Origin of the sequence: Clostridioides sp. GD02377 (assembly GCF_045899875.1) — a bacterium.
Taxonomy (GTDB): Bacteria; Bacillota; Clostridia; order Peptostreptococcales; family Peptostreptococcaceae; genus Clostridioides; species Clostridioides difficile_A.
The window spans coordinates 65,840-80,765 of the sequence record NZ_JBJODA010000006.1 but is presented as its reverse complement, the minus strand read 5'-3'; the positions used below and the strand labels follow the sequence as shown (position 1 = coordinate 80,765).

Annotated in this window: 14 protein-coding genes; 3 read left to right on the top strand and 11 right to left on the bottom strand. The window is 29.5% G+C overall.

Annotation, left to right across the window (positions count from 1 at the left end; translation table 11 throughout):
* Positions 1 to 32: 32 nt before the first annotated feature.
* The 6 genes from Q3304_RS06610 to Q3304_RS06585 all read right to left on the bottom strand — a co-directional run bounded on the left by Q3304_RS06610 (position 33) and on the right by Q3304_RS06585 (position 5,290).
* Entirely contained in the window at positions 33 to 590 is a 558-nt protein-coding gene (locus tag Q3304_RS06610) for a 2-oxoacid:acceptor oxidoreductase family protein (RefSeq protein WP_407813882.1), read from the bottom strand.
* 2 nt (positions 591 to 592) lie between these two features.
* Positions 593 to 1,333, bottom strand: a complete 741-nt coding sequence (locus Q3304_RS06605; RefSeq protein WP_054270667.1) for a thiamine pyrophosphate-dependent enzyme — start codon at positions 1,331 to 1,333, stop codon at positions 593 to 595.
* Between the two features lies 1 nt (position 1,334).
* Positions 1,335 to 2,384: a 3-methyl-2-oxobutanoate dehydrogenase subunit VorB gene (vorB, locus tag Q3304_RS06600; protein WP_021385064.1), complete on the bottom strand. Its 1,050-nt coding sequence runs from the start codon at positions 2,382 to 2,384 to the stop codon at positions 1,335 to 1,337.
* A 16-nt stretch (positions 2,385 to 2,400) separates the two neighbouring features.
* Complete coding sequence (locus tag Q3304_RS06595) at positions 2,401 to 2,619, bottom strand: 4Fe-4S binding protein (RefSeq protein WP_407813883.1); 219 nt, start codon at positions 2,617 to 2,619, stop codon at positions 2,401 to 2,403.
* Between the two features lie 32 nt (positions 2,620 to 2,651).
* On the bottom strand, positions 2,652 to 3,755 hold the full coding sequence (hisC, locus tag Q3304_RS06590; RefSeq protein WP_054276961.1) for a histidinol-phosphate transaminase: 1,104 nt from the start codon (positions 3,753 to 3,755) through the stop codon (positions 2,652 to 2,654).
* Between the two features lie 104 nt (positions 3,756 to 3,859).
* The gene (locus tag Q3304_RS06585; protein WP_054270669.1) at positions 3,860 to 5,290 is read right to left on the bottom strand and encodes an MFS transporter; all 1,431 of its coding nucleotides are present in this window, start codon (positions 5,288 to 5,290) and stop codon (positions 3,860 to 3,862) included.
* 656 nt (positions 5,291 to 5,946) lie between these two features.
* On the opposite strand from Q3304_RS06585, the gene Q3304_RS06580 reads away from it, so the two are divergent.
* Both Q3304_RS06580 and Q3304_RS06575 read left to right on the top strand, forming a co-directional pair.
* Positions 5,947 to 7,311: a sodium:solute symporter family protein gene (locus tag Q3304_RS06580; RefSeq protein WP_054276963.1), complete on the top strand. Its 1,365-nt coding sequence runs from the start codon at positions 5,947 to 5,949 to the stop codon at positions 7,309 to 7,311.
* A gap of 23 nt (positions 7,312 to 7,334) precedes the next feature.
* Positions 7,335 to 7,988 (top strand): TetR/AcrR family transcriptional regulator, encoded by a 654-nt coding sequence (locus Q3304_RS06575; RefSeq protein ID WP_054270671.1) that lies wholly within the window; start codon positions 7,335 to 7,337, stop codon positions 7,986 to 7,988.
* A 118-nt stretch (positions 7,989 to 8,106) separates the two neighbouring features.
* On the opposite strand, the gene Q3304_RS06570 is transcribed toward Q3304_RS06575, so the two are convergent.
* From Q3304_RS06570 to Q3304_RS06550, 5 genes are all read right to left on the bottom strand, one after another.
* Entirely contained in the window at positions 8,107 to 8,889 is a 783-nt protein-coding gene (locus Q3304_RS06570) for an alpha/beta hydrolase (protein WP_407813884.1), read from the bottom strand.
* A 118-nt stretch (positions 8,890 to 9,007) separates the two neighbouring features.
* On the bottom strand, positions 9,008 to 10,174 hold the full coding sequence (locus Q3304_RS06565; RefSeq protein ID WP_054270673.1) for an AI-2E family transporter: 1,167 nt from the start codon (positions 10,172 to 10,174) through the stop codon (positions 9,008 to 9,010).
* A 149-nt stretch (positions 10,175 to 10,323) separates the two neighbouring features.
* Complete coding sequence (locus Q3304_RS06560) at positions 10,324 to 11,688, bottom strand: aldehyde dehydrogenase (protein ID WP_407813885.1); 1,365 nt, start codon at positions 11,686 to 11,688, stop codon at positions 10,324 to 10,326.
* Positions 11,689 to 11,978: 290 nt separating this feature from the next.
* A complete protein-coding gene (locus tag Q3304_RS06555) occupies positions 11,979 to 12,518 on the bottom strand; it encodes a flavodoxin domain-containing protein (RefSeq protein WP_219673339.1) in 540 nt (179 codons plus the stop codon).
* A gap of 50 nt (positions 12,519 to 12,568) precedes the next feature.
* On the bottom strand, positions 12,569 to 13,060 hold the full coding sequence (locus tag Q3304_RS06550; RefSeq protein ID WP_243192592.1) for a MarR family transcriptional regulator: 492 nt from the start codon (positions 13,058 to 13,060) through the stop codon (positions 12,569 to 12,571).
* A 691-nt stretch (positions 13,061 to 13,751) separates the two neighbouring features.
* Here Q3304_RS06550 and Q3304_RS06545 point away from each other — a divergent pair.
* The gene (locus Q3304_RS06545; protein ID WP_407813886.1) at positions 13,752 to 14,807 is read left to right on the top strand and encodes a transglutaminase domain-containing protein; all 1,056 of its coding nucleotides are present in this window, start codon (positions 13,752 to 13,754) and stop codon (positions 14,805 to 14,807) included.
* The last annotated feature ends 119 nt before the right edge of the window (positions 14,808 to 14,926 follow it).

Here is a 14,926-nt window from a genome sequence, read left to right as displayed (position 1 = left end):
ACTAAAGATTATTAAATCTTGAGATAAATCATTTAAGATAAGGGTAATTTATTAAATGGCGTTTTATAGCCTTCCATGAATGCTGCTTTATTTTGAATATTGAATTTACCTTTTCCTTTCTCTTCAAAGAAATCACACATAGTTTTTAAAGCTAATTCTTTTTCAAGTAATCCAGTTTTAGCAATTAATGCTCCAAGTACTACTATATTTGCCGCCTTGGGATTGTTTACTTTTTGAGCTAATTCTTGACAATTTATTTTAACTACATTTATATCTTCTCTTAATGCTATATTATCATCTATTACAGATGTATTAATAACTACTGTTCCACCTTCCTTGACTAAGTTTATATAATCTAAAGATGGCTTATTCATTGCTACTAAAACATCTATTTCTTCCATATCAGGTCCACCTATACTCTCATCAGAAAACTTTACTACACTATATGCTTTTCCACCTCTCATAGTTGGACCATATGCAGGCATCCAAGTTACCTGTTTTCCTAATTCAAGTGCTGACTCAGCTACAATTAGACCAAGAGTTAAAACTCCTTGACCACCAAACCCTGCAAATACTAACTCTTTTTCCATAATTATTCACCATCCCTTTGCTTAAATTCGCCAAGAGTGTAATATGGCACTATTTCTTCTTCCATCCACTTGATAGATTTCTCTAATGATACACCCCAGTTAGTTGGACAAGGTGCTAATATTTCAACTAATGAATACCCCTCTCCATTCAATTGAGCTTCTATTGCATTTTTTATATATTTTTTTAGATTAATTATTTCCTTTGGACTATGAACTGAACCTCTTGCTACATATGCTACATCAAAGAAGTCTGCCATCATTTCAGGAACTTTTAATGGACTACCAGTAGTGTTTATATCTCTTCCATTTACACTTGTTGTTGTAACTTGACCTGGCATAGTAGTCCATGACATTTGCCCACCAGTCATCGCAAAGTTATTGTTATTTATTACAAATACAGTAACATTATGATTTCTATATGCGGTATTTAAAGTTTCAGAAAGACCTATAACATAAGCATCTCCATCACCTTGATAAGTCATTACTAATGTTTCTGGAAGTGCTACTTTAATTCCTATAGCTGTGGATGAAGCTCTACCATGTGCAGTTTGCATCTTATCTCCATTCCAGCTAAAATTCATATTACAAACACAACCAACTCCTAAAGTTAATACATGATTTTTTTCATATCCATGTTCTTCTATTACTTCTGCTATTATACGGTTTACTATTCCATGACCACAACCTGGGCAAAATTTGTTTGGTATTGAAACAACGCTAGGTGTTAATTTTTCTGTAGCCATATTAGAACACCTCCTTGATTTCGCCAGATTTTATTTTGCTATAAGTGTCCATTACTTGCAATGTTTTTGGTATATGATTTCCACTGAATAGTCCATAAACAGGTACATTTTCTTTACATACTTTTTTTGATGCTAAAGCAACATCTTCTACTAACTGACCTGTATCTGTTGACTCTACTGATATAAATCCTTTTACATTCTTATTTACCTTTTCAAATGCCTTATATGGGAAAGGCCACACTGTTATTGGTCTTATTATTCCAACTTTTTCACCTTGTTCTCTAAGTCTTCTAACAGCATTCATAGTTGTTCTTGATGGTATACCAAACGCTACAAACACATATTCCGCATCTTCGACTTGATAATCTTCCCATTGCTGTTCATTTTCAGTTATTCTCATACGTTTTTCCATACAAAAAGCTGGTTTTTGGTTATCTGCAACTTTTGCATGGTCTCTATTACTTCCATCATAAGTCCAACCTAAATCTTCTTCTCTCTTCTTGAACTCTGGAAATTCTACTGGTTCCATCATTTGACCTAAAGCTGCTTCTGTCAAAATTTCAACAGGTACTCTGTATTTCTCTGCTACATCAAACGAATTGTACATTAAATCCACAGTTTCTTGGATACTGTTTGGTGCATAAACGATTAAATGGTAATCTCCATTTCCTCCCCCTCTAGTATCTCTTAAGTAGTCTGTCTGTGCTGAATCCAGTGAACCAAGTCCAGGTCCCCATCTTTGTACATTTACGATTACACAAGGATAGTGATTTGCACATAAATATGAAATTCCTTCTTGTTTTAGAGATATTCCTGGTCCTGAGGAACTTGTCATAGACCTCATTCCACTTGCATATGCTCCATATACCATATATATAGCAGCCATTTCATTTTCAGATTGTATAAAAGTTCTTCCAAGTTCAGACATTCTATGTGATAAAAATTCCATTACCTCTGTTTGTGGTGTAATTGGATATCCTGCATAAAACTCACAACCACCTCTTAGAGCTGCTTCTGCAATGGCGTGGTTCCCCTTCCACATCTTCTTCATATTATTCCAACTCCTTCTAAGCCTCTTGACATGCTTCTTCTTTAATTATTTCAAAAACATTATCTGGACACACTTGATAGCAAGTTCCACAAAGTATGCATTTACTTTCATCAACTTCTACATGAGCATATCCTTCTTTATTTATGTTATCTGATATTTTTAATGCTCCTTTTTTACAAGATATAACGCAGTATTCACAACTTTTACATCTCTCTGCGTTTATTTTTAAGCTCATATCTACACCCCATTTCGTAATATTTCTACCTATTATCCAATGCTTGGTTCTTCTTTAAAATTTAATATTTCCTTCAAAACTGCTACAAATTTTTGGTTTTCTTCCATAGTTCCAATACTTACACGTGCATGTGTAGCACTTGGTCTTATTACAAACCCTCTTTTTTTCAAATCTTCAAATAGCTTTGGTACATCTGTCTTCATGTCTACATAAAGGAAGTTTGATTGTGAATCAACAACATCAAATCCCATTTTTGTAAACTCTTCTTTAAAATAAGCCATTCCTGCTCTATTCAAGTCATATGTTTCTTTTATAAATTCATCATCATCAAGTGCTGCTGTTGCTCCACTTATGGCAACACGATTTGCAGAGAAAGGCTCTTTTACTGTAAATAAAGTTCTTATTATCTCATCTTTAGCAATACCATACCCTACTCTAAGACCTGCAAGACCGTATATTTTAGAGAAAGTCCTTGTTACTATAACATTGTAATTTTCTCTTACATACTTAAGTCCATCTACATAATTAGGTACTGTTAAAAATTCTATATATGCTTCATCTAATATAGTTATAATGTTTTCAGGGACTTTCTTTAAAAATGCTTCCAACTCTTTATCATCCACAATTGTTCCTGTTGGATTATTAGGATTACATACACATATTAATTTTGTTTTATCTGTAATTTTATCTAATATACCTTGTAAATCATACTTATAATCTTTTGTTAAAGGTACTTCTACTGGTATTCCTTCATTTTTTACAGTTGCAGTTCTATATGATGGGAATGTTGGGTCACAGTATATAACCTCATCTCCTCTATTTATAAAAGCTTCACCTATTAATGTGATAACGTTATCCGCACCATTAGCAACAATAAAGTTTTCTGGTTTTAAATCTAGCTTGTCAGCTAATTTTCTTCTAAGTTCATTAGCTTCTGGTTCTGGATAAAGTTGACCTTGTTTTAACATTTCAATCATAGCTTCCATTGCTTTTGGTGAAGGACCTAGAGGATTTTCATTTGAAGCTAGTTTTATTATTTCTTTTACACCATATTTCTCTTTAACTTTTTCTATTGGTTCACCTGGAACGTATTGATGTAGCTCTTTTACTGTATTTCTCAATAATTTTTCTATCATTTTTTAAAAGCCCCCTCTGTATATGTATTTTCATTTATATAAACGCCATCGCGTCTACTTACTTTAATATTTTAAAATTAATCATCTATTTAAATCTCTTTTAACTAAGCATTTCTTTGATTTAATTCTTCTCTTATTTGATTTAATTTCTTATCACTTACTGGATATAAGATGGCTATAACAACAGCTATTATTAAAGGTATTGCCATAGAATAAGAAATCATGTTTATGAAGCCACTTTTAACTGCTTCTGTAACTACCATATCAGCTTGATATCCCATTGAATTCATCAAAACTGTTCTTATAGTAGTTGCAAGTAACACGCCCACTTGTATTGCAACTGGATATAATGACATACTTAAACCAGGTAAATCTTTTCCTGATTTCCAATGTCCATAGTCACAAGAACCAGCAAAGAAGTTAAGGTTTATTATTGATACTACATTTGCAAAACCACCACCAATTGCCAGTAACATAGTTACACCTAAAGTAGTTTTTCCCCAAGGAGTCCATGCAACTAATAAGTGACATATTGCACATATAGAAAAAGAAATTATTGAAGCTAGTTTTTGTTCTCTACATATTTTTATAAATATTGGTGCGAAGAACATGAATGCTACACTTACTAAAGGCATTATTGATAAAAATACGGCTAACCCACGTTCATCTTCTATTACATATTTAAAATAATATGGAGCTAAAGGCCCTAGACCTATAGATCTTATACATATAAGAAATTCTAGACAAAATGCCATCATAAGTGGAACATTAGTAAATAGAGCTTTTGCCATCTCACTTGCTTTAATCTTTGGTTTTTCTTCTTTTTGAAGAACCTCATCTTCTGCACCAGATTTTATTATCTCTGTTGAAGAAAACCAAAATACTAAAAGACATCCTGCTGCAAAGAATAAATAGGTACCTAGATAACCCATTCCTTCTCCACCTAATACATCTGCAAATAAAACTAATAATAACGGATATGAAAAACCTACTAAAAATTTACCGACTTCTTTAAATATGTTTGTAGTAGTTGAACCTATAACTCTATCTTTAGGTGTTTTAGCTACTACAGGGTAAATAGCATAAATTATAGTAAAAACTACTTGTTGAGCACAAGATGCTATTAATAATAAAGCGGTCATTAAAGGTAAAAGTAATGCTGGACTTATTTTCATCAATGGAACTATGAAAAATATTCCGTATGTCAACGCCAATGCTGCGGGTGTATATCTAAGCCATGGATAATATTTTCCTTTTTTAAATGGTTGCTTGTCAAATACTGTACCTGTTATAGGAGCTACAGCAATTTTTATGAAAGATTGTACAATTTGCATACCACCTGCCATAATTACACCAAGCTTTGCTACATCAGTTAAAAAGATATTTGTTACTGTTGATACAAAATAACCTATAAAATTGTATGCTAGGTTTATAGAACTTGAATATGTGTATATTGCTCTTTTCTTAGGGTCTCTCATATCATCTCTAAAATTTGATATAAGGTTTCCTTTTGGTTTGCTTTCTTGACTACTCACATCTACCCCTCCCTTATAAAATTTAATTACTTTTTATTATTCACGTATAATATTTTATATTCTGAATCTTCTCCTTTTTCTTTTTGATTCAGTTTATTTTTTTATATGTGTATAATTTTAATTTAATTATATTCTCAAAATTCATAATTGTCAAACACTTTTTATTTTTATTTTTTGCCTTTAAAATTAACTTAAAAGCTGATTTAACTTAATTTAAGTTTGTTTTTTATTGTTTTGCCGTTTTAAAATATCATTAAAACATATATTTCAAATTATTTTATCAATTTTTTGATAATTTTAAATTCCAATAAATTTATTCAAGAATAATTTATTCAAGATTTTTCCATACTACATCTAGATATTAAAAATATTTTTTTCTCCTTTAAATTTCTTTTATTTTTATACATGTACTATTGATTTAAAAATAAAAGCATGTTACAATTACAAAAAGAATCTATCAGACAAACATCATTATAAATATCAATTTCAGAATTTTCAATTTTTTCTTTTTATGTAATTCTACATAGTACTATAAGTTGTTATAGCTATACTAATCCAAAACTAATAAAAATAAATATTGTACTACTTTTATATAAAATATATTTAAAATATATTTTATAAATTTTATTAAAATATTTTATAAAGGAGAAGAAACTATGTTACTTTTAATTGCTACGTGTGCAGTGTACATATGGATTGGTTTTTATTTTTCTAAAAAAGTTAAAACGGCATCTGATTTCCTAATTGCAGGTAGAAATCTTCCTTTACCCATACTCGCCGCAACTATCGCTGCTACATCTTTTGGAGGAGGGTGCTTAGTAGGTGGAGTTCAATGGGGAGCTGAAAGAGGGTTATGGGTTGGTATGTACTCTACTATAGGTGCGGCTTTGGCTTGTTTTATAAACGCATTTTTTGCAGGGAAGTTAAGGAGTTTATCTTGTGATATAACACCTGCAGACTATATTGAAACTAGATATGGTCATAGTGTATTTTTAAGAACTTATCAAAGTCTTGTGACACCAATATCAATATTAGCCATCATGGGCAGTCAATTAATATCTTTTGGCTCTGTATCTACTGCATTTGGCATCCCTTATGATGTAGCAGTAATTATAGGAGTCATAGTAATCATTATATATACTTATACATCAGGAATGTGGGGAGTTGCAGTATCAGCTTTTATTCAACTTGCTATTTGTGTAGTATTTTTACCAATAGTGGCTTATATAAGCTTAAAATTAGTTGGCGACAACCCTTTACTTATGTTACAATCAATGGTAAAAGAACCATTCTTTCCAGGAAATAAATCAATTAGTGATTTTATGTATACGGTTTTACCATTAGTTTTAGGCTCAATATTTTCTTATGAAAGTTTTTTAAGATATCAATGTGCTGATAATGCTAAAAATGCAGTTAAAAGTAGTATAATTGCAGGATTTATACTATTGTTTCTTGCTTTTCCTATAGGAATAATTGGAGCTATTGGTGGTAGTTTATTTCCAAACATATCATCTGTCCAGGTTTTACCTCAAATGATATCAACAACTTTACCACCTTTAATTTCTGTATTATTCTTAGCTGCTATATTAGCTGCCATAATGTCTACTGCAGATTCATTAATGACTTCAATGAGTGCTATCATATCAAGAGATATTTACAACAAATTATTACATCCTGATATAGAATTTAATGATTTGAAAAATACTTTAAAATATTCTCAAATTGCTTCAGCTTTAACAGCTGTAGCAGGTGCAATTATAGCACTTAAATTTGATAGTTTATTAGAATTATTATTTTGGCCAGCACCATTATGTACAGGTGTAATATTTGCACCATTTGTAATTGGCCTTTGCTGGAAAGGTGCTACAAAAAAAGGTGCTATCTATGCTGTTATAGTAAGTATGATATTGGCATTATTAAATATGGTTGGCATTCTTACTGTCTTTGACAGAATTTTAATTCCTATAATAGGTGGTTCTATTACAATATTTATAGTTAGCAAATTTTCAAAAAAAGATTGAAAAGAGAGGTATATACAGTAAATATGTCAAAATCAGAAAAAGGAAAAGAGACAAAAGCTAGTATTGTAAGTGCTGCTAGAGAATTATTTTTTGAACAAGGTTATCATAAAACGACAACTAGGCAAATTGCAGAAAGAGCTAATATAAATTTAGGTCTAATAAGTTATTACTTCTCAAGTAAAAGCGAAATAGGGGCTATAATATATGAAGATATAAGAGACGAAATGCAGTCTTTAATCTATAATTATCATGAAGAAGGTACTATGATGATGTTCTTTCTTGCCATGAATGCTGACCTTTGTTTTCTTCTAAAAAATGAAGCGTATAGGAATTTTTATTTAGATATAGCTTATGAAGAAGCTATTTTAAGCTATCAACGAAGTGTAACTGAAATGGTAATGAAGAGATATGTTAATGATAAAGAATCTATAGAACATGACGAGTTAATACTTTCTTGTATTGGTATACTTGCCATGAAACCTGAGATAATTAGGGTTTATATTTCACACAAGTATGATATATCTTCTCAAGCTGTAATAAGATATTTTACAAAACAATTCCTCATTAACCTTGGTCATAGCACTGATTTATGTGAAGATATTTTAGAAGAATTGAGTAAATACTATATAGATATAGTTGATAACTTCACACCAATAATAACTCGTATAAGAACTTAATAAAACTTTATTGAACTTTTAGAGACTGAAATATTAGAATCATAATTAGATTTTAGGATTTCAGTCTTTATTATATTTAAAGATATTTTTTAATATTTTTTCTTAATACCATAAGTACCTACACAATCATATCTATAAACTTCTTTATCCATAAATTCCAGAGACGCCACTCATGACCTCCAACACACTCTTCATATATAACATCTACATTTAAAGACTCTGCATATCTCTTAAATGTCTGATTATTTTCATATAAAAAATCCCTATCACCACAGAATTGATAAATTTTAGGAATATCTTCATTTCTTTCTTTAAGTTTCTTAAGTATGTAAAGTAAATCGTTATCACTATTTCTAGCATCCTCTGGTCTTCCAAAATCATGAAATAGAATATCTGCATTAGTTTCTATTTGTTGATTTTCTAACTCATGAATCATGTCAGGTGAACCAGAAAAACTTGCAACTGCTGAAAATTCTTTTGGTTTTGAAAGTGCTAACTTTAACGCACCATATCCACCCATAGACATGCCAGCTACAAAATTATCTTCTCTCTTGTCTGATAAAGGAAATATAGCTCTAACAAACTTAGGTAATTCCTCACTTACAAAAGTAAAATACTTGTGCCCATACACCATATCTGTATAAAAACTAGTTTCTACTCTTGGTATTACAAGAGCTATATTTTTATTTTTAGCATAATGTTCCACATTAGTATATCTAATCCATGAACTTTGGTCATCTTCTAAACCATGAAATAAGTATAATGTTTTAAACTTACCCTCAAAATCATATATCTCTTTACCACTAAAAAGTTCTTTTCCATTTGCTACAGGTAAAACTACAATTACATCAGTTTCTCCTCCTGTATATTTAGATTTAAATTTACATTCTATAAACGCCACAAAAAACACCTCTTCTATAATGATTTTATATCTAAAAAGCACCAAGAGTTTAAGCTTCTCAGTGCTTTAAAGATTTCTTAATTTATATATTTTTAATTACACATAATATCTGTTTTGGCTACATATAATCGGAGGTATCTGTTGGTAATCCCTTTTTATCCAATTTACCTTCAACAACATCTTTAATTATAGAATAAATTACAGCAAACATTGGAACTCCTATAACCATTCCAACAAACCCTAATAATTTTCCTGCAACCAACAATGAGAATAAAATCCAAAATGCAGATATACCAATTGAATCTCCAAGTATTTTAGGCCCTATAATATTTCCATCTATTTGTTGTATTATTAATATAATTAACAATAACCATAAAGCTTTTATAGGAGATACAAACAATACTATTAGTGTTGATGGTATAGCTCCAAATAAAGGTCCAAAGAAAGGTATTATATTTGTAATACCAATTATAACTGATATTAATAATGTATATGGCATTTTAACTATTGTAAGTATTACAAATGTTAGAATACCTATAATAAATGAGTCTAATATCTTCCCACCTAGAAATCTTCCAAATGTATAATTACTTCTATGAGTCAATTCTAAAATTCTCGCAGCTTGTGTTTCTGTAAATACTGCATAAGTTATTTTTTTACTTAATCCATAGAATTTTTCTTTATCGATTAGTAAATACACTGAAACAATTAATCCTAAAACAATATTCCATATACTAGAAGCTACATTCTTTAACATATTTCCTAATATCGGTATTAAATCAGTTACAAATTTTATAATATATGCAACAAATTCATTCCATTTATCTACTGCTAAATTAAAATATTGTTCATCAAGATTTAAATCAGTCATTAATTTATCAATAAGCTTAGTTGCATTATTTACATACATAGGTATATCATTTGCTAGTCCAACAATACTCTCAATTACTTGAGGCAACACGAAATACATAAATAAGTAAAGTATCAATGCGGCTGTTGCATATGTTAATAAAAGACCCAATCCTCTTTTTGATTTTTGTTTTAGGTTTTTTAATTTCTCACTTTTTATAAAAACTCTATCTTCATAAAATTTTAAAATAAAATTAAGAAGATATGCAATAGCAAATCCTATTATAAAAGGCTGTAAAGTTGTAAATATAGCATCTAAATTATTAGAAAACACATCGATTTGTGATGATACTAGATAAAATATAATACTACAAGCAGCTATTATAAATGTATAAATTGCTATTGTTGTGTACTTTGTATTCCAATTAATTTTCATTTTTTCCTCCTTATTTCTATATAACTAAATTTTATCACAAAATCACTACTTTTATAACAAATATACCAAATTAAAATTTTAAATTCTATAAAGTATAATTAGAATACAAGTTCTCAATTTTATTTATATTCATCTTTCTACAATATAATCTACATTATTTTTTTTAGAATCTTAATTAATTTATCATTATATGGTGCATATCTGATAGGCATATCTAAGTTTAATTTCTTTAAGACACTCTTATAGTGAGTAAATGTATCAAACCCAGCTTTTCCATGATATGAACCCATTCCGCTCTCACCAACTCCACCAAATGGCAAGTAATTTGTAGCTATATGTGTAATTGTATCATTGATACAACATCCACCTGCTGGAATCATTTCTAAAATTTTATTTTCTAGCTTCTTATTTTTTGTAAAAATATAAAGTGCCAATGGATTTGGTCTTTGTATAATTTCTTGTACAACTTCATCCAGGTCTTTATAAGTTAAAATAGGAAATATAGGTCCAAATATTTCTTCCTTCATTATATTGTCATCCCAAGTAACATCATTTACTATAGTTGGCTCTATTTTTAATTTCTCATTATTATAATCTCCACCATATACTACTTTATCTATATCGATAAGAGATACTATACGATTAAAATGTCTTTCATTTATAATTTTAGGAAAGTGTTCATTATTACATGGATTATCTCCAAAATACTTAATAATATAGTATTTTATTTTTTCTATTAATTCATCTTTCCTATCTTCATGTACTAATACATAATCTGGTGCTACACAAGTTTGTCCTGCATTTATTAGTTTTCCCCATGTAAGCCTTTTTGCAGTAAGGTCTATATCTGCATCTTTTAAAATAATACAAGGGCTTTTTCCTCCAAGTTCTAAAGTTATAGGAGTCAAATACTCTGATGCTGATTTCATTACTATTTTGCCAACATTAGTGCTTCCTGTAAAAAATATATAATCAAACCTTTCTAATAATAATTTTTCACTTTCTTCTTGACCACCTTGAACAACTGCAACGTACTCTTTTGAAAAAATCTTTTCAATTATCTCTTTAACTATACCAGATGTTGACACAGAATATTCAGATGTCTTTAATATAACACAATTACCTGCTGCCACTGACCATACTAATGGTATAAGTGCTAATTGGAACGGATAATTCCAAGGTGACATTATAAGTGTAACACCATAAGGTTGTGGAATAATCTTAGATACAGATGGAAAGTTAACCATACTTGATTTAACTCTTTTTGTCTTACCCCATTTTCTTATATTTTTTATAGCAAAATCAAGTTCACTATAAAACATACCTACTTCTGTCATAAAACCTTCAAAGTTTGACTTATTTAAATCTTTCTTTAATGCCAAAAGTATTTTTTCTTCATTTTCTAATACAACTGACTTCAATCTTTTTAACTTTTCTAGGCGAAATGATATATCTCTTGTTTTTCCTGTATTATAATATTGCCTTTGAAGCATCACTAACTTATTTATATCCATTATTTAAAATCCCCTCTTGAAGAATTTTTCTATTTTATATTGTAGATAAAATTCTATATACTTTTATTTTGCCAATTTATATTCTAAGAAATTCACATAAATATAACATAAATTTATCAATAAAAAAAGCCCCTTTAATTAAATAAGTAGGCTAGTAATCATATTTTAAAATTGAATGATTTTTAAATTATAACACTATAATGAACAATCAAATTATAGGTTATCATTCACAAAATTATTTTGTAAATATTCTATAATACATTTTTATAACATCTCATATTTAAAGATACTTATAAATTTATACTTTTAATATTGTCTAAATATTCAAGTATTGGCTTTAAGTATTCTTTATCACACCATTCAAAATTTTCTCCTGACAACAATGGTGCTTCTGCTGGTTTAAGTCCTTTACGCTCTTGTTTGGCTATAGCTTTTTTTAAAAAACCACAAAGTACACTATCTAACCATGACATTTTTGTTTCATTCCATTCTCCACGGCAATAAAAACAAGGAATTTCATCTAATTCATCTTTAAAGTTAGCTTCTCTTAATTTTTTTAATACTTCATCACTATATGGGGATGCTCCTACACCAAAAACTATTAGATTTTTTCCTTTTAATTCTTCATAATGCTTCTTTAGAAAAGAAATCCCTGCTATATTACAAGCATAAAGACCTCCTCCTAAGATAATAGTATCGTATTTCATAATTTTTTCTATGTTTATATCTTTAATCTCAAAACTGTCACAAATCAATAATTCTGAAAGCCATTTAGCATATTTTTTTGTTGCTCCATATTTACTTTTGTAAATCACTACTGTGTTTTTCATAAATTATCTCCTTTTGATGCCATACCAAGTTGATTTTTTACTTTTCTATCTTATAAATTATTGTCTTCTACATAATCTCTTACATACTCAATTCCTCTACTTAATTTCATAATTCCAGAAAATAATTGTTCTACCTCTTTTTCTGTAAAATCTTTAAATAAAAGCTCTAATACTTTAATTTGCATATCTCTTACTCTTTCTGAATACTCTTCTACTCTATCCTTTGTTAAAAGGCAAGTAGCTCTTGAATCTTTTTCATTTTTTTCAATTTGTACAAACCCCTTTTTTTCTAAAGCAACAGCTAATTTCTTTACATTTTGTCGTGAGCATCCCATAAGCTCTCCAAGCTTAGTCAATGTCACAGTCTCATCTATAGATTCTGCAAGTGCTAAAAGTAACCATTGTTTCATTGTAAGTTCTGGGTCTAACTTGTCACATGCAGTTTGAAGTTTATTTTGCATTACAAACAGATTTGCAAATATAGCTTGTTTCCTACTATCATCATCCACCACAATTTTTTTCATTAAAGTTTCTATATCCATTTTTTGTCCCTCTCTATATGCTAATCCTTAAACTCTCTATATCGTTTATAAATAGTAGCTAGTTACTTTTATTATAGTAACTAATTACTATTATGTCAATAATTTTATTTTTGTTATATTATAAACTGCAAATTACAATTTTCTATTGCCATTAGTTAGGCATAAACACTATAATATTGACATTATTTAGGTTATAAATTATATTTTTCTCAATACTTTGCTTAATCAACTGATATGTTATTACATCCTTTTCTTTCATGTTTTCACAGTACATCACAACTATAATTTCCAAAAAATGTATTGAATATACATATCATAATATGTATAATGTTTCTTGAGGGGACTGTATAAAGTGTATACACTATTTATTTTAGCTATATTATTAAAAACGCCCCTTACCCTCACTATTACCATCAATTGTAATACCACCACTCTGCATACAGGTCAACAGTTTCAGATATATTTATTACTATCACTTTCTCATATTGATGAAAAACATACTAATTTGATAGTTATATTGTATACGAATTATCAAAAAAAATCCGCCCAGATTTTATATAAAATATAAACATTGCATGACCACATAAATGTATACAGAAACGTTGACAACCCACCTATTTAAATCTTAAATGAGGTTAACTAATGATAGGGAACAGTAAGTCAAAAAATTTTTATAAAGGAGGATACTAATATGAAGAAATTTAGGAAATTAGCCACTAAACTATTGATTACAACAATGGTTTTAACATCAGGTATGAGTGCAACAGTTTATGCTATGACGACCAAAGAAGTAACAGAAAAGACACCAAAAAGCTATATCGCTGGAACTAATAGCATCTATGGTCCAAAACTGTCACAAGACCAACTGAATGCAGTAGCACAAGCAACATCTGACTTTATGAGCAGAGAAATTGTAAAATACATGCCCACAGATACTAAGATTAAAGTTGCCTATAATTACATTAAAAATAACACAACATATGTTGACTGGAATGCAGTGGAGGGAGCCAATACTGCTTATTCATTAGTTACAAAGAAAGGTGCATGTTCTGGAATGAGTAGGAGCTTTAAAGCCTTGTGTGATGCTATGGGAATTGAATGTTATTATGTCCATAGCACATCAAATGACCACCAGTGGAACCTTGTCCGTTTTGGTAATGGGCGTTTGTATCATGTAGATATTGATGCTAACAAATCAGCAGGAAAGGATGTAATATATAAGAGCCTTACACATCCATTAAAATTTGATATGTCAATATACCCAGCAGTTGGAGGAATGTCATCCAAACCAACAGGTTGGAAGAATCTTGATAAACCAGTACCAGGTGGAACACATATCCTGCCAGTAGAGCATCCAAGAGCTAAACTCAATGCACAGTTTGGAAATAATATCAATACAAAAACTAAAATGCGTTCTGGTGTTTCGTGTAATGTAATTAACTCATCAACAAATACATTTAAATACACAGGCAAGACTTCAAATTTAAACCCAGAAAATCTCGAGATTTCTGTAATAGGATTTATTGAAACAAAATATGGTATGTTTGCATTAGCTCCAGATTCTAATCCTGTTACCTATACATTTAAATATGATAAACCATTTTCTCTAGATTTTAATGGAAAGAAACTTTCTGCAGCAGCATTATCGAAATACTGCAAAAAAAATAATGTGATTATCAAAATAGAAGTTGCTGATAAAACATCAGATACTGCGTTAGGTCAAAATATGTATGTTATATATGAATAATAAAATACACCCGTATTTTCTATAATCATAATGTAAGTTTTGATTTTTCATAGAACAATTATCATATATAAAAAGGGTCCTTAAGAACCCTTTTTATATATTTATATTTTATGAGTATA